At 65.3% G+C, this 19,461-nt stretch carries 15 protein-coding genes; 9 read left to right on the top strand and 6 right to left on the bottom strand.

What is annotated here, in order from left to right; translation table 11 throughout:
- Positions 1 to 7: 7 nt before the first annotated feature.
- Entirely contained in the window at positions 8 to 1,165 is a 1,158-nt protein-coding gene (carA, locus tag DOM41_RS05310) for a glutamine-hydrolyzing carbamoyl-phosphate synthase small subunit (protein ID WP_110685795.1), read from the bottom strand.
- Positions 1,166 to 1,426: 261 nt separating this feature from the next.
- Positions 1,427 to 2,239 carry a 4-hydroxy-tetrahydrodipicolinate reductase gene (gene dapB, locus DOM41_RS05305; RefSeq protein ID WP_110685794.1) on the bottom strand — a complete coding sequence of 271 codons (813 nt, stop codon included), beginning with the start codon at positions 2,237 to 2,239 and terminating at the stop codon, positions 1,427 to 1,429.
- Positions 2,240 to 2,458: 219 nt separating this feature from the next.
- On the opposite strand from dapB, the gene DOM41_RS05300 reads away from it, so the two are divergent.
- From DOM41_RS05300 to DOM41_RS05280, 5 genes are all read left to right on the top strand, one after another.
- Positions 2,459 to 3,439: an esterase-like activity of phytase family protein gene (locus DOM41_RS05300; protein ID WP_110685793.1), complete on the top strand. Its 981-nt coding sequence runs from the start codon at positions 2,459 to 2,461 to the stop codon at positions 3,437 to 3,439.
- A 183-nt stretch (positions 3,440 to 3,622) separates the two neighbouring features.
- Positions 3,623 to 4,840 carry an ABC transporter substrate-binding protein gene (locus DOM41_RS05295; RefSeq protein WP_245391748.1) on the top strand — a complete coding sequence of 406 codons (1,218 nt, stop codon included), beginning with the start codon at positions 3,623 to 3,625 and terminating at the stop codon, positions 4,838 to 4,840.
- Complete coding sequence (locus DOM41_RS05290; protein ID WP_110685792.1) at positions 4,833 to 5,897, top strand: FecCD family ABC transporter permease; 1,065 nt, start codon at positions 4,833 to 4,835, stop codon at positions 5,895 to 5,897. Before DOM41_RS05295 ends, DOM41_RS05290 begins: the two co-directional genes overlap by 8 nt.
- On the top strand, positions 5,891 to 6,640 hold the full coding sequence (locus DOM41_RS05285) for an ABC transporter ATP-binding protein (RefSeq protein ID WP_110685791.1): 750 nt from the start codon (positions 5,891 to 5,893) through the stop codon (positions 6,638 to 6,640). Before DOM41_RS05290 ends, DOM41_RS05285 begins: the two co-directional genes overlap by 7 nt.
- Positions 6,641 to 6,862: 222 nt before the next feature.
- Complete coding sequence (locus DOM41_RS05280; RefSeq protein ID WP_188112361.1) at positions 6,863 to 8,506, top strand: OFA family MFS transporter; 1,644 nt, start codon at positions 6,863 to 6,865, stop codon at positions 8,504 to 8,506.
- A gap of 88 nt (positions 8,507 to 8,594) precedes the next feature.
- Here the strand turns inward: DOM41_RS05280 and DOM41_RS05275 are convergent, their stop codons facing one another.
- Positions 8,595 to 9,695 (bottom strand): substrate-binding domain-containing protein, encoded by a 1,101-nt coding sequence (locus tag DOM41_RS05275; protein WP_110685789.1) that lies wholly within the window; start codon positions 9,693 to 9,695, stop codon positions 8,595 to 8,597.
- Between the two features lie 164 nt (positions 9,696 to 9,859).
- On the opposite strand from DOM41_RS05275, the gene DOM41_RS05270 reads away from it, so the two are divergent.
- Genes DOM41_RS05270 through DOM41_RS05255 form a run of 4 tightly spaced genes read left to right on the top strand, consistent with a single transcriptional unit; the run spans position 9,860 to position 15,189 of the window.
- Positions 9,860 to 10,366, top strand: a complete 507-nt coding sequence (locus DOM41_RS05270; protein WP_110685788.1) for a formate dehydrogenase subunit gamma — start codon at positions 9,860 to 9,862, stop codon at positions 10,364 to 10,366.
- Positions 10,366 to 11,934, top strand: a complete 1,569-nt coding sequence (locus tag DOM41_RS05265; RefSeq protein ID WP_110685787.1) for a formate dehydrogenase beta subunit — start codon at positions 10,366 to 10,368, stop codon at positions 11,932 to 11,934. Before DOM41_RS05270 ends, DOM41_RS05265 begins: the two co-directional genes overlap by 1 nt.
- The gene (gene fdhF, locus DOM41_RS05260) at positions 11,928 to 14,885 is read left to right on the top strand and encodes a formate dehydrogenase subunit alpha (RefSeq protein ID WP_110685786.1); all 2,958 of its coding nucleotides are present in this window, start codon (positions 11,928 to 11,930) and stop codon (positions 14,883 to 14,885) included. Before DOM41_RS05265 ends, fdhF begins: the two co-directional genes overlap by 7 nt.
- 40 nt (positions 14,886 to 14,925) lie before the next feature.
- On the top strand, positions 14,926 to 15,189 hold the full coding sequence (locus DOM41_RS05255; RefSeq protein ID WP_110685785.1) for a formate dehydrogenase subunit delta: 264 nt from the start codon (positions 14,926 to 14,928) through the stop codon (positions 15,187 to 15,189).
- 90 nt (positions 15,190 to 15,279) lie between these two features.
- On the opposite strand, the gene dnaJ is transcribed toward DOM41_RS05255, so the two are convergent.
- The 3 genes from dnaJ to grpE all read right to left on the bottom strand — a co-directional run bounded on the left by dnaJ (position 15,280) and on the right by grpE (position 19,255).
- The gene (gene dnaJ / locus DOM41_RS05250) at positions 15,280 to 16,428 is read right to left on the bottom strand and encodes a molecular chaperone DnaJ (protein ID WP_110685784.1); all 1,149 of its coding nucleotides are present in this window, start codon (positions 16,426 to 16,428) and stop codon (positions 15,280 to 15,282) included.
- A 94-nt stretch (positions 16,429 to 16,522) separates the two neighbouring features.
- Positions 16,523 to 18,457: a molecular chaperone DnaK gene (gene dnaK / locus DOM41_RS05245; protein ID WP_110685783.1), complete on the bottom strand. Its 1,935-nt coding sequence runs from the start codon at positions 18,455 to 18,457 to the stop codon at positions 16,523 to 16,525.
- Positions 18,458 to 18,625: 168 nt separating this feature from the next.
- Positions 18,626 to 19,255, bottom strand: coding sequence for a nucleotide exchange factor GrpE (gene grpE, locus DOM41_RS05240; RefSeq protein ID WP_110685782.1), 630 nt, complete (start codon positions 19,253 to 19,255; stop codon positions 18,626 to 18,628).
- Between the last annotated feature and the right edge of the window lie 206 nt (positions 19,256 to 19,461).

Genomic DNA, 19,461 nt, shown 5'->3' with positions numbered 1-19,461 from the left:
AGGCGGCTCAAGCGACCTGGCGCTTGCGCGCCTGCATCATCGACACGAAGCGGTCGAACAGCGGCGACACGTCCTGCGGACCGGGGCTCGCCTCGGGGTGACCCTGGAAGCTGAAGGCCGGCCGGTCGGTCAGTTCGATCCCCTGCAGGGTGCCATCGAACAGCGAGCGATGAATCGCGCGCACGTTGGCCGGCAGGCTCGCCTCATCGACCGCAAAGCCGTGGTTCTGGCTGGTGATCATGACGTGGCCGGTGTCGAGATCCTGAACCGGATGGTTGGCACCGTGGTGGCCGTGGCTCATCTTCACGGTCGTGGCACCGGCCGCCAGCGCCAGCAGCTGATGCCCGAGGCAGATGCCGAAGACCGGCACGTCGGCGTCGAGAATCTCGCGAATGGCGGTAATGGCGTAGTCGCAGGGCGCCGGGTCGCCGGGGCCGTTGGCGAGAAATACACCGTCCGGGTTCATCGCCAGAACTTCCGTCGCCGGCGTTTCGGCGGGCACCACCGTCAGGCGGCAGCCGCGCGAGGCCAGCAGACGCAGGATGTTGTGCTTCACCCCGTAGTCGAAGGCGACGACGTGGTAGGGCCGCTCGCTGGCGGCGGCATCGGCGTAGCCATGGCCCAGGGTCCAGTCACCCTCGCTCCACTCGTAGCGGGACTCGCAGGAGACCACCTTGGCGAGATCCATCCCCTTGAGCCCCGGGAACGCCTGCGCGGCTTCGAGCGCGCGAGCGACCGCATCGTCGCCACTCGCCGAGTCACCGGCGAGGATCGCGCCGTCCATTGATCCCTTGCTGCGCAGCAGCCGGGTCAGACGGCGGGTGTCGATATCGGCGATGCCGACCACGTTCTGCGAACTGAGATAGTCCGACAGCGTGCGCTGACTGCGAAAGCTGCTGGCAATCAGCGGCAGATCGCGGATGACGAGGCCAGCGGCGGCAATGTGCGAAGACTCGACGTCCTCGGCATTGATGCCGGTGTTGCCGATGTGCGGGTAGGTCAGGGTGACGATCTGGCGGGTATAGGAGGGGTCGGTGAGGATTTCCTGATAGCCGGTCATGGCGGTATTGAAAACCACCTCGCCGCTGGTCTGCCCGTCGGCTCCGATCGCAGTACCTCTGAATACGCTGCCGTCTGCGAGAGCCAGTATCGCGGGTCTGTTCAAGACGTTGTCCTCCTCAACGGATCACCAACAAACGCTCCGGGGAACCCGAAACTCGATTTTTCGTCCGGCCTCGCAACGGCGCGACGTCAAAACGCAGGTCGTAAAAAAGCGGGACGAAATCCGGAGAACCGGTTTCATCCCGCTTGTTGTCCTGGTTGCTGCATCGCCCGCGGCTTCGTTCGGCCAAATTGGCTAAATATTACCGGAAAGCATGACGCGGCTCCAGTGCCACGACCCATTACTCACGTCATGCGTCGCGCGTCACGCCCCCTTGAGGCCCAGCACGTCCTGCATGTCGTAACGGCCCGGGTCGCGTGCGGCGACCCACAGGGCCGCGCGCACGGCGCCGTTGCCGAAGGTGAGCCGGCTGGTCGCCTTGTGAGTGATCTCGATGCGCTCGCCCTCCGCGGCAAAGAGCACCGTATGCTCGCCGACGATGTCGCCGCCGCGAACGGTAGCAAAACCGATCTCGTCGGCCCGGCGCGGCCCGACCTGACCCACACGTTCGAAGACGCCGCAGGCGGAAAGGTCTCGCCCCAGCGGCTCGGCAACGGCGCGCCCGAGCATCAGCGCGGTACCGGAGGGCGCGTCGACCTTGTGGCGATGATGCGCTTCGATCACCTCGATATCGAAGCCGGCGTCTCCCAGCGCTCGCGCCGCCGTCTCAAGCAGGTTGACCGTGAGATTAACGCCGGTGCTCATGTTGGCGGAGAAAACCGTCGGCACGCGGGCGGCAAGCGCGTCGAGCTCGGCGAGAGCCTCGCTATCGAACCCGGTAGTGCCGATGACGATCGCCTTGGCGTTGTCCGCACACCAGGCGAGATTCTCGAGCGTCAGCGCCGGCGTCGAGAAGTCGATCAACACGTCGAAGTCGTCGCGGACCGCGTCGAGCGAGCCGGCGAGCGTCACGCCCAGCTTGCCCAGCCCTGCCATCTCGCCGGCGTCGACACCCACCAGTGAACTCTCGGCCCGGACGATCGCCGCGCTCAATTCGCCGACATCACTCTTGTGTGCAGCCTCGAGCAGTATCCGTCCCATGCGTCCCGCTGCACCGATGATGGCTATCCGCGTCATGCATCCCCCTCTGGTGACCGGCCTGCGCCGCCGGCGTCGTCTGAACAGGTCTGAATAAAGAGAGCCGCAGTGTATCAGGCGCCACGTACCGGTGACGCCCGCGTCGGCACTTGTCACGACGGACTGGCCTCGAACTGGCCTGTCGTTAGCCGATCACGCGCCTTGAGCGCTCTCCACTACACTATTGCCTAGCTGCCATCCGCCGGAGCCTCACTCGCCATGCCTGATCGCTCGACCCCTTCGATGGTCCTCGCCGGCGCCATGCTGGCGGGCACCCTGATCATCGGCTGCAGCGCCGTACCGCAGCCGACATCCCTTGCCTCCCCCGAGCTCGAGGCGAGCACGCCGGGCGTGAGCTGGTGCGGCACGCTGACACTGCCGAGCCAATGGCAGGACGGCACGCCGGTGGGCGGACTGTCGGATCTCGGGTGGGATGAAGACGAATCGATGCTCTTTCTGATCTCGGATCGCGGCTGGCTGCACCGCGCCCGGCTCGACTTCACCGGCAGCGGGGAGCTGCGCGACTATCAGCCGCTCGACACCTATCCGCTGCGCGACGTCGACGGCAACATCCTGGAGAGCGCTCGCAGCGAAGCCGAATCGCTGGTTCTCGATCACGCCGACGATGGCATTCGCGGCAACACGCAGCTGGTCATCGGCTTCGAGCGCGACGCCCGCTGGCAGCGATTCTTCCCCTCCGGGCTCGCCAGCGAGCTGGCCCATCGCTCACCCAAACTGGCCGACACCCAGCCCAACGCCGGCCTCGAAGGCCTGGCCAGACTGCCGGGATATGGGCTGATCGGCGGCATCGAGTCCGCCCCCGAAGGTTGGCCGGAAACGCTCACCCGGCTTTTCACGCTCGACGGCAAGCGGGAGTGGCGCTACCCACTGGCGAGTGACAGCCATTCGGCGCTGACCGCGCTGGAGCGCCTCGACGACGACCTGCTGGTGCTAGAGCGGGCCTACACACCGCCGGCCTCGCTGGTGATCAATCTGCGTCGGGCGACACTGGCGAAGAACGGCAGCGTCACTGTCACCGATCTTGCGAGGCTCTCCAACGGCGATGGGTGGTCGGTGGACAACTTCGAAGGCCTTACCCTGATCGGCGACGGCCGCTATCTCATGGTCAGCGATGACAACTTCAGCGTGCTGCAGCGCACCCTGATCAGCTGCTTTGCGGTCACTGACAAGCCGCACTGACCTTCTCTCTCACGACGTGTCGCCCGCTCGCCGCGTCGGCTCGACCCGCTGGTTAAAACAGCGCATACTCCGCCGCTCTGCAAATGAGAATTGTTATTCTCTGACACCCAGCGGGCCGTCGCCCAGCGAGCGTTGCCTCGTCGGCCCGGCCTAGACAATCGACCCTAGACGATCGGTTCCTCTATGCGCGACCTCATTCAGATGACCTCCTCTTTGCTCGAGATGGCCCGCGGTGACGCCCGCCACTGCCCTGCCAGACCGAGTTCGCGCCGGTTTCTCGGCCTGATACTGCTGCCGATGCTCGCGCTGACCGCCGCCACACGCCCCGCCATCGCGGACGACGTTGTCGTGACCGATATCACCGGTCGCCAGGTCAGCGTCGAGACGCCGGTCAAGCGCATGATTCTCGGCGAAGGCCGCCAGATCTATCTGCTGGGTGTGCTGCAGCCACAGACGCCGTTCAAGGGTGTCGTCGGCTGGCGCGAGGATCTCTCCCAGGCCGACCCGGAGAGCTACGCCGCCTACGCCGAGAAGTTTCCCGAGCTCAAGCAGATTCCCACTTTCGGCGGCTTCAAGGATGGCACCTTCGATGTCGAGCAGGCGGCGGCACTGGATCCTGACGTGATCTTCATGAACGTCGAGTCACAGTCCGCGACCGAGGATGCGGGCTACGAGCAGAAACTGGCCGCACTCGGCATTCCCATCGTCTACGTCGACTTTCGTGTCGACCCCATCGCCGACACGCCCCGGTCGATCCGCCTGATGGGCGAGCTGCTCGACGAGCAGGATCGCGCCGAGGCGTTCATCGACTTCTCGAACGCGCAGATGGCGCGCGTCTCTAGCGTGCTCGAACGCGCCAAGCCCGAGCGCCCGCGGGTGTTCGTCGACCGCGCCGGCGGCTACACCGATGACTGCTGCATGAGTTTCGGCCCGCACAATTTCGGCGAGTACGTCACGCTTGCCGGCGGTGACAACATCGCCGACGGCATCATCCCCGGCACCTTCGGCAACCTCAATCCGGAGCAGATCATCGCCGCCAACCCCCAGCAGGTCGTGGTCACCGGCGGTGACTGGGAAGCCTACGTGCCCGGCGGCGCCTGGGTCGGCGTCGGGCCCGGCGAAGACATGAACGAGGCGCAACGCAAGCTCGAGGCGCTCACACAGCGTGTTGCCATGACCGGTATCGACGCCGTCGCCAACGATCAGGTCCACGCCATCTGGCACCAGTTCTACAACAGCCCCTACTACTTCGTCGCCGTGCAGCGCCTCGCCAAGTGGTTCCACCCCGAACTCTTCGGCGATCTCGACCCGGAAGCGACGCTTCGCGAGCTCCACGAGCGCTTCCTGCCGGTCGACTACCAGCCGGGCTACTGGGTCTCGCTGGATGGCAACGATGAGTAAGACGGCGCTAGAGATGCCTGCCCAGGGACGTGTCTTCTATCGCTCGCTGGTGGCGCGTCGCCAGCTGATCCTTGCCGCGCTCTTCGTCACGCTCTGCCTGAGCGTCTGTGTCGATCTGGCCCTCGGGCCGGCCCGCTTCGGGCTCGACGAAGTGGTCGCGGCCCTCGTCTCGCCAGGCTCGGTGAGCGATCAGCTACGCGTGATCGTGTGGGACATCCGCATGCCGGTGGCGCTGATGGCGGTCGTGGTCGGCGCCAGCCTCTCCATCGCCGGGGCCCAGATGCAGACCATTCTCAGCAATCCGCTGGCCAGCCCCTTTACCCTTGGCATCTCCGCCGGCGCAGGCTTTGGCGCGGCGTTGGCGCTCGCCTTCGGTGTGGCGATCGTCCCGGGCAGCGTCGCCTACATGGTGCCGATCAACGCCTTTCTGGTGGCGATGCTGACCGCCTTCGCGATCCATCTGCTCAGCCTCAAGCGTGGCGTAACGATCGAGACGATCGTGCTGCTCGGCATCGCCATGGTGTTCATCTTCAATTCGCTGATGGCGCTGATCCAGTTCTTCGCCAGCCAGCAGGCGCTCTCGGCGGTCGTGTTCTGGACCATGGGCAGTCTCACTAAGGCGACCTGGCCGAAGCTCTGGATCACGCTGACGGTACTGGCGGTGTCGATCCCGCTGCTGGCGCGTCACGGCTGGGCGCTCACCGCGATGCGCCTGGGCGATGCCAAGGCGGAGAGCATGGGCGTGAATCCGCGCCGGCTGCGCCTGGAAGTGTTGATCATCGTGTCGCTGCTGGCGTCGATCTCGGTCGCGTTCGTCGGCACCATCGGCTTCATCGGTCTGGTCGGCCCGCACATCGCGCGCATGCTGCTTGGCGAGGACCAGCGCTTCTTCCTGCCGGGCTCGGCACTCTGCGGGGCGTTGATCCTCTCGGTAGGCTCGATCCTGTCGAAGATGTTGATCCCCGGCACGGTGATTCCCATCGGCATCATCACCTCTCTGGTCGGTATTCCGTTTTTTCTGTTCCTAGTGCTCAACCAGAGGAAATCGGCATGGTGAGTCTCGCTTTCGACGGCGTCGGCGCCCGCTACGCCAAACGGGCGGTGCTCGACGACATCCACACGCCCACCTTCTTCGGCGGCCAGATCGTCGCGCTGCTCGGCCCCAACGCCGCCGGCAAGTCGACGCTCTTTCGCCGCGTGCTGGGACTCGTCAACGGTGAGGGCGAGGTCCGGCTCGAAGGCGCCACGGCCGAGCGCCCCATCGCCTACATGCCGCAGGAAACGCGAGTCGATGCCGTGCTCACCGTCTACGAAAGCGTGCTGCTGGCGCGAATGCAGGGGCGACGGCTCAAGGTGAGCGCGGCGGATCTGGAGGCGGTGGACCGGGCTATCGACGAGCTGGGTATCCAGGCGCTGACCGCGCGCGACATCGGTGATCTCAGCGGCGGCCAGCGCCAGCTGGTGAGCGCCGCCCAGGCACTGGTGCAGTCGCCGGACGTGCTGCTGCTCGACGAACCCACCTCCGCCCTCGACCTGCACCGCCAGATCGCACTGCTCAGCGTACTCCGCCGGCTCGCCACCGAGCGCGGCATGCTGATCGTGGTGGCCCTGCATGATCTCGGCCATGCGCTGCGCTTCACCGATCAGGCGATGGTGCTGGCCGACGGCACACTCAAGGCCTGTGGGCCGACCCAGGCGGTCGTGACCCCCGAACTGCTGCGCGATATCTACCGGGTCGAGGGGCGCATAGAGCGCTGCTCACGCGGTCAGCCACTGCTCGTCGTCGACGGCGCACTGTAACTGCCAAAGACGGTAGTGCGAACGTATGCATAAACAATCATAATGATTTCCGCTAGTTGCTATTTATCACCCGTGCTTCGATCCTGTAACTGCCTCCAGGTACCCGGCTATTAAAGCAAGGCCATGGGTACCGCCCCCCTCCCGGCGCCACGCCGATGGGAAGGGCAGTGACAGGCAATATGGCAAGACGACAATCAAAACAAAGGGTTCACAATGAATGGGATGACGCAAACCGCAACGCGTGAAGACACGCGGGCGGCGGGATTTTTCTCGCGCGAAAGAACGATAGCGGGCCCCAACTTCAATCGCTGGCTGGTACCCACCGCGGCGCTGGCGATCCATCTGTGTATCGGCATGGCCTACGGCTTCTCGGTGTTCTGGCTACCCATGAGCCAGGAAATCGCCAACGCCCCCGCCAGCTGCACGAACCTGGGGCTGCTCCAGGCGCTGACCACGACGAGTTGCAACTGGAGCGTCAGCCAGGTCACCTACGTCTTCGGTATTTTCATCGGCATGCTCGGGGTCTCGGCGGCAATCTGGGGCGCCTGGCTTGAGCATGCAGGTCCCCGCAAGGCCGGCTGCATCGCTGCACTCTGCTGGGGCGGCGGTCTGATCGTCGGCGGCTTGGGGGTCATGAACCATCAGCTCTGGCTGATCTATCTGGGCTGCGGCGTGCTTGGCGGTATCGGCCAGGGACTGGGTTACATCACGCCGGTCTCGACGCTGATCAAGTGGTTCCCCGACCGCCGCGGCATGGCGACCGGCTTCGCCATCATGGGTTACGGCGGCGGCGCCATGGTCGGCGCCCCCCTCGCGGTCGTGCTGATGAACCACTACGGCGCCGACGGCGGCACCGGGGTGGCGATGACGCTGATTACCCTGGGGGTGATCTACGCCATCGTCATGGCCTGCGGTGCCCTTGGCTTTCGCGTGCCGCCCAACGGCTGGAAACCGGCAGGCTGGACACCGTCGGAGAAGGCCAAGACCAACACCATGATCACCCAGGGCCACGTGCACCTGAATACCGCGTGGAAGACGCGGCAGTTCTGGCTGATCTGGGGTGTGCTGTTTCTCAACGTAACGGCGGGGATCGCGGTGATCTCGATGGCGAGCCCGATGCTGCAGGACGTCTTCGGCGGCGCGCTGGTGGGACTCGAGGACCGCGCGGCGGCGCTGAACGAGGCGCAGCAGGCGGCGGTGGTCGCGGCGGCGGCCGGGCTGGTCGGGCTGATCAGCCTGTTCAACAGCCTCGGTCGCCTGTTCTGGGCGTCGCTTTCGGACAAGATCGGCCGCAAGAACACCTATTACTGCTTTTTCGCGATCGGCATCGTGATGTACTGCCTGCTGCCGATGTGGGGCCATCTCGGCATGGCCGGGCTCTTCGTGATCTCGATCTGCGTCATTCTCAGCATGTACGGTGGCGGCTTCGCCACGGTGCCGGCGTATCTCGCCGATATCTTCGGCACCCAGATGGTCGGCGCCATCCACGGCCGCCTGCTCACTGCCTGGACCGCGGCCGGCCTGGTCGGACCGCTGTTGATCGCAGCCCTGCGCGAGGCGCAGCTCGGTGCCGGGGTCGAAGCCAGCCTCGTCTACGATCGCACGCTCTACATCATGGCGGGACTGCTGTTTCTGGGTCTGATCTGCAACGCCCTGGTCAAGCCGGTCAAACCGTCACAGCAGATGAGCGATGAGCAACTGGCCCACGAACGCGCGCTGCAGAAGGATGACGGCGTCGCCGCCAACGCCGAAACGGCAGCCCGCGGGCGCTTCGGTATCGGCGGCGTGCTCGCCTGGCTCGGCGTCGGTATTCCGTTTTTGATCGGACTCTACATCGCGCTGGCCAAGGCCGCCGCGCTGTTCTGAGTCGCGCCACCATTGCACTACGGCCGGGCCATCTCCCGGCCGTAGTCTCTCCTCTCTCCGGGAACCCGCCTGCGCGCGGATTCCCGGTTCACAGCGGTTCCGGCGCCTCGGCTTCTCGCCGCCGGTCCTCCGCCAGCAACGTCTCGAACGTGCCCACCTCCCCCGGGCGATCGGCCGCGTAGCCGGCAAGCCCCTCGATCTGCCCGAGCAAGGGCTGCGACGTCAGATGCGACACCAGTTGCTGGACACGCTCCTGCTCGAGACTCGCCGCCTGGCCGATCAGAAGATAATGCTCGGTAGAGAGCGGCCGAAACGCCAATCCGAATTGCGCCGCCGCCGCTTCCACGCCAAACCCGGCGTCGGCCATCCCCGCCGCCACATAGGCCGCCACCGCGGTGTGCGTGAACTCCTCGTGAAACGCCCCGGAAATCGCCGCCTCCTCGATGCCCTCCTCCGCCAGCAGCAGATTGAACAGCACCCGCGTGCCTGAGTGTTCGTCACGGTTGATGAAGCGCACGTCCGGCGCCAGCAGATCGCCAAGCCCGCGAATCCGACCCTCGTCCTCGGGCCGCAGGATCAGCCCCTGACGACGGGTGACGAAGCGGATCACGGCCAGATCCTGCCTCGCCAGCTGTGTGCGGTACGCCGCCATCACCTGCTCGGCCAGGCGCGGGCAGACCGGCAGGTGGAAGCTCGCCAGATCGCACTCGCCGCGGCCCAGCGCATTGAGCGCCTCCAGCGGATTGCAGTAGCGAAGGTCCAGCTCCCCCGGGCAATCCGGCAGCAGCGCCACCGCGTAGCCATGGCTGGCATGCAGTCGCAGGACGGGATGGGTGCCGGCCAGCTGCTGCTGCAACAGGTGGTTGAGTTCGGAGGCCATGCTCTCGAGCTGCGGCCCGAGGCGCGCCTTGACCCGCTGCTCGGACCACAGAAGCGTCTCGCCCAAAGGTGACAGACGCGTGCCGTGGCCGCGGCGCATCTCCACCAGTGACCTGCCGAAAAAGGCCTCGGCGCGGTTGAGCACGTTCCAGGCGTGGCGGTAGGAGATCTTCGCGCCACTGGCCGCCTGAGTGAGCTTGCCGCTGTCGTGAAGGTTCGCCAGCAGCGTGAACAGCACGGGGTCGAGACGCTCACCGTCATCGCGGCTGTAGCGCCACGTCGGGGTGATGTTCCACCTTGGGCTAAGCATTGTCGTTCATATTTTTCGGCCTGCATCGGGGTGCTAGTTTGGCGCTGGTAGCGACCCTGACTTAAAGCAGTTAAGAACGACGATTCCTATAAGACGATCGGCTGAGAGTCGCCGACGCGGCGCCTCGACAGCGACAACTCACGACTCGATGAGGCGGTCCGGCCATGTCCCACTCAGCTTCTCCCGTTGCCGACGCCTGGACGCCGGCAGCGCTCCAGGCAGTCATCGATGCCCACCGCACGAGACCGGGCGCCATGCTGCCGCTGCTGCACGCCATTCAAGCGCGTTTCGGCTTTATTCCCGAAGAGGCGGTTCCCCGGGTGGCCGAGGCGCTGCGCCACACCCGCGCCGAAGTTCACGGCATCATCAGCTTCTACCATCACTTTCGCACCCACCCGGCGGGGCGCAGCGTGATTCAGATCTGCCGCGCCGAGGCGTGTCAGTCGGTGGGCAGCCGCCAGCTCGAAGCGCATGCGAAACAGGCGCTGGGCCTGGATTACCACCAGACCACGCCGGATCAAGAATTCACCCTCGAACCGGTCTACTGCCTGGGAAACTGTGCCTGCGGCCCCTCCATTCGGGTCAACGATGAGATCCACGGGCGCATGACCCCCGAGCAGTTCGATGCCCTGACCGACGAGCTGTCGGCGACCGTCGTGGAGGTGAAGTGATGGCCGTTACTCTTTATGTCCCCCGGGATACCACCGCGCTGGCTCTCGGTGCCGACCGGGTCGTCGCCCGCCTTGAGCGCGGCGCCCGCGCGCGCAACGTGGAGGTCGACATCGTGCGCAACGGCTCGCGCGGGCTGTTCTATCTGGAGCCGCTGATCGAGGTCGCCACCCCCGAGGGTCGCGTTGCCTATGGCCCGGTCACCCCGACGCAGGTGGAATCCCTGCTGGACGCCGGACTGCTCGAGGGCCGCCAGGATCATCCGTTGGCACTGGGCCTGACCGAAGAGATCGCCTACCTCAAGCGCCAGCAGCGCCTGACCTTCTCGCGCATCGGTCTCACCGATCCCCTCTCGATCGAAGACTACACATCACTGCGCGGCTTCAAGGGCCTGGAGAGAGCGCTGGCGCTGGAGACGCAGGCGGTGGTCGACGAGGTCACTGCCTCCGGACTCCGCGGTCGTGGCGGCGCGGCCTTCCCCACCGGCATCAAGTGGCAGACCGTGCACGATCAGCCCGCGGGCCAGAAGTACGTCGTCTGCAACGCCGACGAGGGCGATTCCGGGACCTTCGCCGACCGCCTGGTGATGGAGTGCGATCCTTTTCTTTTGATCGAGGGCATGACCATTGCCGGCCTCGCCGCAGGGGCCGATCAGGGCTACCTCTACCTGCGCTCCGAGTATCCGCTGGCCCACGCCGTGCTCGACGAGGCGATCGCGCGTGCCGTGGCCGCCGGCTATCTCGGCGACAACATTCTGGGTAGCGGCCGCGCCTTCCATCTGGAAGTGCGCCTGGGCGCCGGCGCCTATATCTGCGGCGAAGAGACCTCGCTGCTGGAGAGCCTAGAGGGCAAGCGCGGGCTGGTACGCGCCAAGCCGCCGCTGCCGGCCATCGAAGGGCTGTTCGGCCGGCCTACCGTGGTCAACAACGTACTCTCGCTGGCCGCTGTGCCCTTCATTCTGGATCAGGGCGGTCAGGCCTACGCCGACTACGGCCTGGGCCGCTCGCGCGGGACGTTGGCGATTCAGCTCGCCGGCAACGTCAAGCGTGGCGGGCTGGTGGAGCTCGCCTTCGGCACCAGCCTGCGCGAGCTGATGGAGGGGTTCGGCGGTGGCACCCGCAGCGGGCGTCCGCTCAAGGCCGTGCAGGTTGGGGGTCCGCTGGGCGCCTATCTGCCCGAGAGCCAGTGGGACCAGCCCATCGACTACGAAGGCTTTGCCGCCTTCGGTGGCGTGGTGGGCCATGGCGGCGTGGTGATGTTCGATGACAGCGTCGATATGGGCGAGCAGGCACGCTTCGCCATGGAGTTCTGCAGCGTCGAGTCCTGCGGCAAGTGTACGCCGTGTCGGATTGGTGCCGTGCGTGGGGTGGAGGTGATCGACCGCCTGCGGGCCGGCGAGTCGCGGGATAAGAACCTCGCCCTGCTCACCGACCTCTGCGACACCATGGTCGACGGCTCGCTGTGCGCCATGGGTGGCATGACGCCGTTTCCCGTTCAGAGCGTCATGCAGCACTTCCCCGATGATTTGACACCTCGACAAGCCGTCACGGCGGGAGGGACGACATGCTGAACCACTTTGACCCCAGGACCGAGAGCGCCGGGGCCGGCGCGCCTGCATTCAACGCCGGGCTGGGCGGCGTCGGCGAGACCCAGAGTACTTTCAATCCGGCCTTTTTCGACCGCGATCTGGGCACGCCGGCCCGCGTCTCCGAGACGCCGATCGAGTTGACCATCGACGGCACTGCGATTCGCGTGCCGGAGGGCACCTCGGTCATGCGCGCCGCCGCATTGGCCGGCATCACCATTCCCAGGCTTTGCGCCTCGGACAACCTCGAAGCGTTCGGCTCGTGCCGACTCTGCGCGGTGGAGATCGAGGGGCGGCGCGGCATGCCGGCTTCCTGCACCACGCCGGTCACGGCGGGCATGTCGGTCACGACACAAAACGCCAGGATCGCCAGGCTGCGGCGTAACATCATGGAGCTCTACATCTCCGATCACCCGCTGGACTGTTTGACCTGTCCGGCCAATGGCGACTGTGAGCTGCAGGACATGGCGGGCGTCGTGGGGCTTCGCGAGGTGCGCTACGGCTTCGATGGCGCCAATCATCTCGATGCCGACATCGATGACTCCAACCCCTATTTCAGCTTCGACCCCAGCAAGTGCATCGTCTGCTCGCGCTGCGTGCGCGCCTGCAACGAGGTACAGGGCACCTTCGCCCTGACCATCGAGGGTCGCGGCTTTGATTCGAAGGTCGCCGCCGGCCAGAACGAGCCGTTCATGGACTCCGAGTGCGTCTCCTGCGGCGCCTGCGTTCAGGCCTGCCCCACCTCGACACTGATGGAAAAGAGCGTTATCGAGGAGGGCGTGCCCGAGCACAGTGTGGTGACCACCTGCGCCTATTGCGGCGTGGGCTGCTCGTTCGAGGCACAGATGAAGGGCGACAAGCTGGTGCGCATGGTGCCCTACAAGGGAGGCGATGCGAACCACGGACACTCCTGCGTCAAAGGGCGTTTCGCCTTTGGCTACGCGACCCACAAGGACCGCATTCGCGAGCCGATGATCCGCGATTCGATCGATCAGCCCTGGCGGGCCGTCTCCTGGGAAGACGCCATCGGCTTCGCGGCGCGTCGCCTCAGAGAGACCCAGGCGCAGTACGGTCGTGACAGCGTCGGCGGCATCACGTCGTCGCGCTGCACCAATGAAGAGACCTACCTGGTTCAGAAGCTGATTCGTGCCGCCCTGGGCAACAACAACACCGACACCTGCGCCCGCGTGTGTCACTCCCCCACCGGCTACGGTCTCAAGACCACGCTGGGCGAGTCCGCCGGCACCCAGACCTTCGATTCGGTCATGAAGGCGGACACGATTCTGGTGATCGGGGCCAACCCGACCGACGCGCATCCGGTATTTGCCTCGCAGATGAAGCGCCGGCTGCGTCAGGGGGCGCGGCTGATCGTCGCCGACCCGCGACGCATCGACCTGCTCGCCACGCCCCACGGTGGCGGGGGCCTGCACCTGGCGCTCAAGCCCGGCACCAACGTGGCGCTGGTCAATGCCCTTGCCCACGTGGTGATCACCGAAGGACTGGAGGATACCGACTTCGTCGCCCGACGCTGCGACACCGAGGGCTACCAGCGCTGGCGCGAGTTCATTGCTGACGTGCGTCACGCCCCGGAAGCGGTGGAAAGCGAGACCGGCGTCTCGGCCGAGGCGGTTCGCGACGCGGCCCGCACCTACGCCAATGCAGGCAACGGCGCGATCTACTACGGCCTGGGCGTCACCGAACACAGCCAGGGGTCGACCACGGTGATGGCGATCGCCAACCTGGCGATGGCGACCGGCAACATCGGGCGTGAAGGCGTCGGGGTCAACCCGCTGCGCGGACAGAACAACGTTCAGGGGTCGTGTGACATGGGCTCGTTCCCGCATGAGCTGCCGGGCTATCAGCACGTCGCCGACCCGGCGATTCGCGAGCGCTTCGAAAGCGTGTGGCACGCCAAGCTGGATGACGAGCCGGGGCTACGTATTCCCAACATGTTCGATGCCGCCATCAACGGCACCTTCAAGGCGCTCTACGTCCAGGGCGAGGACATCGCTCAGTCCGATCCCAACACTCAGCACGTCGAAGCGGCCCTGTCGGCGCTGGACTGCCTGATCGTGCAGGATATCTTTCTCAACGAGACGGCCAAGTACGCCCACGTGCTGCTGCCGGGCGCGACCTTCCTCGAGAAGAACGGCACCTTCACCAATGCCGAGCGACGCATCAACCGTGTGCGCCGGGTCATGCCGCCGGTCGCCGGCAAGGAGGATTGGGAGGTCACCCAGGATCTCGCCAACGCCCTGGGCTACGACATGCACTACCGCCATCCGTCGGAGATCATGGACGAGATCGCCAGCCTCACGCCGACCTTCACCGGGGTGAGCTACGACAAGCTCGAACGGCTCGGCAGCATCCAGTGGCCCTGCAACGATGACCATCCGCTGGGCACGCCCACCATGCACGGGGTGGACTTCCCGATCGGCAAGGGCCATTTCGCGATCACCGAGTACGTGGCGACCGAAGAGCGGGTCAACGGGCGTTATCCGCTGTTGCTGACCACCGGGCGCATTCTCAGCCAGTACAACGTGGGGGCGCAGACGCGACGTACCGCCAACAGCGCCTGGCACGCCGAGGACGTGCTGGAGATTCATCCGGTGGACGCCGAGGATCGCGGCCTGCGCGATGGCGACTGGCTCGGGATTCGCAGCCGAGTGGGGCATACCGTACTGCGCTGCCGGGTCAGCGATCGCATGGCGCCGGGGGTGGTGTACACCACCTTCCACCACCCGGGCAGCGGCGCCAACGTGATCACCACCGACAACTCCGACTGGGCGACCAACTGCCCCGAGTACAAAGTGACGGCGGTGCAGGTCGAGAAGGTCTCGCAGCCGTCGTCGTGGCAGCAGCAGTTCCAGCGCTTCGACGAGCGCCAGCAGCGCCATCTGGCCAACGCCGACACCCCGGAGGCGGCGCTCAAGTGAGTGCCGTTCCTCCCGAACCCACGCGGAGTGCGAGATCGCCATGAACGATTCCCTGGCCCCGCTGATCAAGATGGTCAATCAAATCAGCCTCAACCATCGCCATCATGACAGCGACGCGGCGGCGGCCGAGCCGATCGCCGCCCATCTCAAGAAGTTCTGGGCCCGCGACATGAAGCGCCAGATCATCGATTACGCCGAAGCCGACGGCGGCGAGCTGCTGCCGGTCTCGCGTCTGGCGGTGATGCGACTGAAGAGCCTGTCGAGCGAGGTCAGAAACTGGGAGGACACCTCCGACGCGGGGTGAGCCTGACGACGCGGCTCGCTGGCGACGACAAAAAAGGCCCCGCCCGGTACTACCCGGACGGGGCCTTCTCTTTGACGGTCGGTCTGGCGCCTACGGCTTCATGTCTTCGAAGAAGCGTTTGACGCCGTCGAACCAGCCCTCTTTCTTCGGCGAGTGGCGGCTGGCGCTGCCCAGGCTCTCCTGGAACGCGCGCAGCAGGTCCCGCTGCTCTTCGGAGAGGTTGACCGGTGTCTCGATCACGACCTTGCAGAGCAGATCCCCGGCGGGTCCACCGCGGACCGGTTTGACGCCCTTGCCCTTGAGACGGAAGAGCTTACCGGTCTGGGTCTCCGGCGGAATCTTGAGCTTCACCCGCCCTTCGAGCGTCGGCACTTCGAGTTCGCCACCGAGGGCGGCATCGACGAAGTTGATCGGCACTTCGCAGTGCAGATGCCGGCCGTCGCGCTCGAAGATCGGGTGCGGCTTGATCTGGGCCTCGACGTAGAGATCGCCGGCGGGCCCCCCGTTGAGACCGGACTCGCCTTCGCTGTTGAGGCGAATGCGATCCCCGGTATCCACGCCTGCCGGGATCTTCACGGAAAGGGTACGGGTCTCGCGGACGCGCCCTTCGCCGTGGCACTTGCGGCACGGCACCTTGATCGACTGACCGCTGCCGTGGCAGGTCGGGCAGGCCTGCTGCACGGCAAAGAAGCCCTGCTGCATGCGCACCTGACCCATGCCCTGACAGGTCGGGCAGGTCTCTTTGCTCGAGCCCGGCTCAGCACCGCCGCCATCGCAGTGCTCGCACTCGATGTGGCGCGGCACACGGATATCGACCGTGGTACCGAAGACCGCGTCTTCAAGATCGATCTCGAGGTTGTAGCGCAGATCGCTACCGCGCTGCGGGGCGTTCGGGTTACGCCGGCCACCGCCGCCGCCACCGAAGATATCCCCGAACACGTCACCGAAGATATCGCTGAAGCCACCGGCACCCCCACCGCCGAAGCCACCGCCACCAAAGCCGCCGCCCTGGCCGTCGACACCGGCGTGACCGAACTGGTCGTAGGCCGCGCGCTTCTCACCGTCGGAAAGCACTTCGTAGGCGTCGGAGACCTCACGAAACTTCTCCGCCGCCTGCTGATCTTCCGGATTACGGTCGGGATGGTACTTCTGTGCCAGCCGCCGGTAGGCCTTCTTGATTTCCTTCGCATCGGCGCCCTTGTCGACGCCCAATACTTCGTAATAGTCACGTTGGGACATGAAAGGTCCGCCTCCGTGTCAGCACCCTGCAAACAGCAACGCGGGAGACATTGCCCCCGCGCTACTGCCGTTCACACGGCGTTAGACGTCGTGGTTATTGCTTTTTCTGGTCGTCGTTGACTTCTTCGAACTCGGCGTCGACCACGTCGTCTTCCTTCTTGGCGCTTTCCTGACCGGCGGCGGCTTCGCCTTCGCCCTGCTCGCCTTCACCCTGCTCGGCGTACATCTTCTGCGCGAGGTTGCCGGAGGCTTCGGTCAGCGCGTCGAGCTTGGCCTGGATCTCGTCCTTGTCGTCGCCCTTGAGCGCTTCCTCGAGCTCGCTGATCGCGGTCTCGATCTTGCTCTTCTCGTCGGCGTCGACCTTGTCACCGGACTCTTCCAGCGTCTTGCGCGAGGCGTGGATCATGCCGTCGGCCTGGTTGCGCAGCTGCACCAGCTCTTCGAACTTCTTGTCCTCGGCTTCGTGCGCTTCGGCGTCCTGAACCATCTGGTCGATCTCGTCGTCGGAGAGACCGCCGGAGGACTTGATCACGATCGACTGTTCTTTGCCGGTCGCCTTGTCCTTCGCGGTGATGTTGAGGATGCCGTTGGCGTCGAGGTCGAAAGCGACTTCGATCTGCGGTACGCCACGCGGTGCCGGCGGAATGTCGGCGAGGTCGAAGCGACCCAGCGACTTGTTCTGGCCTGCCTGCTTGCGCTCACCCTGCAGCGCGTGAATGGTCACGGCCGTCTGGTTGTCTTCGGCAGTCGAGAAGGTCTGGGTCTTCTTCGTCGGGATCGTGGTGTTCTTCTCGATCAGCGGCGTCATCACGCCACCCAGCGTCTCGATGCCCAGCGTCAGCGGGGTCACGTCGAGCAGCAGCACGTCCTTGACGTCGCCGCCGAGTACGCCGCCCTGGATCGCCGCGCCCATGGCAACGGCTTCGTCCGGGTTGACGTCCTTGCGAGCGTCCTTACCGAAGAACTCGGCAACCTTCTGCTGCACCAGCGGCATGCGGGTCTGGCCGCCGACGAGGATGACGTCGTCGATCTCGCTGTTGGAGAGACCGGCGTCTGCCATCGCGGTCTTGCACGGACCGAGCGAGCGTGTCACCAGCTCTTCGACCAGCGACTCGAGCTTGGCGCGAGTGACCTTGATCGCCAGGTGCTTCGGTCCGGTCTGGTCCGCCGTCACGTAGGGCAGGTTGACTTCGGTCTGCTGCGCCGAAGAGAGCTCGATCTTGGCTTTCTCGGCGGCTTCTTTCAGACGCTGCATCGCCAGGCTGTCGCCGGAGAGGTCGATGCCGGAATCGCTCTTGAACTGCTGGACGAGGTAGTCGATCAGTTTCAGGTCGAAGTCTTCGCCGCCCAGGAAGGTGTCACCGTTGGTGGCCAGCACTTCGAACTGCTTCTCGCCGTCGACATCGGCGACTTCGATCACGGAGATGTCGAAGGTACCGCCGCCCAGGTCGTACACCGCGATGGTGCGATCACCGGTGGAGCGATCCATGCCATAGGCCAGTGCAGCGGCCGTCGGCTCGTTGATGATGCGCTTGACTTCGAGACCCGCGATGCGGCCGGCGTCCTTGGTCGCCTGACGCTGAGAGTCGTTGAAGTAGGCCGGAACGGTGATGACCGCTTCGGTCACTTCTTCGCCGAGGTAGTCTTCGGCGGTCTTCTTCATCTTCTTCAGCACTTCAGCGCTGACCTGCGGCGGCGCGAGCTTGTCGTCGCCCACCTTGACCCAGGCGTCGCCGTTGTCGGCTTCGACGATCTGGTACGGCACCATCTTGATGTCTTTCTGGACGACATCGTCCTTGAACTTGCGACCGACGAGACGCTTGATCGCGTAGAGCGTGTTGGTCGGGTTGGTTACCGCCTGGCGCTTGGCCGCCTGGCCGACCAGTGTCTCGCCGTCATCGGTATAACCGATGATGGAGGGCGTGGTACGCGCGCCTTCGGCGTTTTCGATGACACGCGTCTTGTCACCGTCGAGAACGGCGACACAGGAGTTGGTCGTACCCAAGTCGATGCCAATGATGCGTCCCATAGTTCCTCACCTCTAACCAATTCGTTGATCTGTGAACGGGAAGTCTCGGGGCGAGCAGTGAGCTCGCTGTCGGCGTCTTCCCGTTTGTTTTTCAGCTGCGCGACTGCGCGGTTGCTTGCTATGTGGGGGCCGCTCACCGCCTTTCAAGGGGTGAGGCGGCGGATTCGTTCACTCGGCCGACTTGCTCACCACCACCATGGCCGGACGAATCAGACGACCGTTGAGCAGGTACCCTTTCTGCATCACGTCCATCACCGTGTTCGGATCGAGCTCCGGGTTCGGCACCATGGTCATCGCTTCGTGGTACTGCGGATCGAACGGCTCGCCGTGGGGGTCGAGCTGCTCGACGCCGAATTTCGACAGCACGTCGAGTTGCATCTTCAGCGTCATCGACACCCCTTCACGATGCACTTCGTCGAGCGACTGCATGCTCTCCAGCCCCTTCTCCAGGCTGTCGACCACGGGCAGCAGCTCCTTGACGAACTTCTCGAGGGCAAACTTCTTCGCCTTGTCGGCATCCTGCTCCGCGCGGCGACGCGCGTTCTGGGCTTCGGCAGCGGCCCGCACCGACTGATCCTTGGCATCGGCGAGCGACTGCTCGAGCTCTTCGACGCGGGCCGCGAGCACTTCGGCTTCGGGATTGGCGTCGGCATCGACGACGTCGACATCGTCGTTCTCGATCTCCGCGGCGAACTCTTCGACGGTGCCTTCCTGCGGCTCTTCTACCGGCTGAGGCTCAACGTCGCGTTCGCTGCGCTCGATCTCTTCGTCGACGGGCTTTTGCGGATCTTTCGCCATGACTCCCTCCAGATGTGGTGACAGCGGTTGCGTAATTCGCGGAGTGACTGCCTATATGGGGTTGTCGTGGACGATCTCAAGCGTGATCGACGTTTCGTGTCGATATCAAAGCGATAACGGCTCGCCCCGGGCAATGAATCGAGAGGTGTGAGGGCGACCGAGGAGGCATGGCGACAATCCGGCAGGGCGTTGAAGGCCCCACCGCC

The organism is Salinicola aestuarinus (assembly GCF_003206645.1).
GTDB classification, from domain to species: domain Bacteria; phylum Pseudomonadota; class Gammaproteobacteria; order Pseudomonadales; family Halomonadaceae; genus Salinicola; species Salinicola aestuarinus.
This window is presented reverse-complemented; position numbering and strand designations above follow the sequence as displayed.

Excerpts from the sequence above, each read along its gene's own strand:
- DOM41_RS05295 (WP_245391748.1), top strand. The coding sequence starts at position 3,623 with ATGCGCGACCTCATTCAGATGACCTCCTCTTTGCTCGAGATGGCCCGC.
- DOM41_RS05270 (WP_110685788.1), top strand. The coding sequence starts at position 9,860 with ATGTCCCACTCAGCTTCTCCCGTTGCCGACGCCTGGACGCCGGCAGCG.
- grpE (WP_110685782.1), bottom strand. The coding sequence starts at position 19,255 with ATGGCGAAAGATCCGCAAAAGCCCGTCGACGAAGAGATCGAGCGCAGC.
- DOM41_RS05300 (WP_110685793.1), top strand. The coding sequence starts at position 2,459 with ATGCCTGATCGCTCGACCCCTTCGATGGTCCTCGCCGGCGCCATGCTG.
- DOM41_RS05290 (WP_110685792.1), top strand. The coding sequence starts at position 4,833 with ATGAGTAAGACGGCGCTAGAGATGCCTGCCCAGGGACGTGTCTTCTAT.
- DOM41_RS05275 (WP_110685789.1), bottom strand. The coding sequence starts at position 9,695 with ATGCTTAGCCCAAGGTGGAACATCACCCCGACGTGGCGCTACAGCCGC.
- DOM41_RS05265 (WP_110685787.1), top strand. The coding sequence starts at position 10,366 with ATGGCCGTTACTCTTTATGTCCCCCGGGATACCACCGCGCTGGCTCTC.
- fdhF (WP_110685786.1), top strand. The coding sequence starts at position 11,928 with ATGCTGAACCACTTTGACCCCAGGACCGAGAGCGCCGGGGCCGGCGCG.
- DOM41_RS05285 (WP_110685791.1), top strand. The coding sequence starts at position 5,891 with ATGGTGAGTCTCGCTTTCGACGGCGTCGGCGCCCGCTACGCCAAACGG.
- dnaK (WP_110685783.1), bottom strand. The coding sequence starts at position 18,457 with ATGGGACGCATCATTGGCATCGACTTGGGTACGACCAACTCCTGTGTC.
- dapB (WP_110685794.1), bottom strand. The coding sequence starts at position 2,239 with ATGACGCGGATAGCCATCATCGGTGCAGCGGGACGCATGGGACGGATA.
- dnaJ (WP_110685784.1), bottom strand. The coding sequence starts at position 16,428 with ATGTCCCAACGTGACTATTACGAAGTATTGGGCGTCGACAAGGGCGCC.
- DOM41_RS05255 (WP_110685785.1), top strand. The coding sequence starts at position 14,926 with ATGAACGATTCCCTGGCCCCGCTGATCAAGATGGTCAATCAAATCAGC.
- DOM41_RS05280 (WP_188112361.1), top strand. The coding sequence starts at position 6,863 with ATGACGCAAACCGCAACGCGTGAAGACACGCGGGCGGCGGGATTTTTC.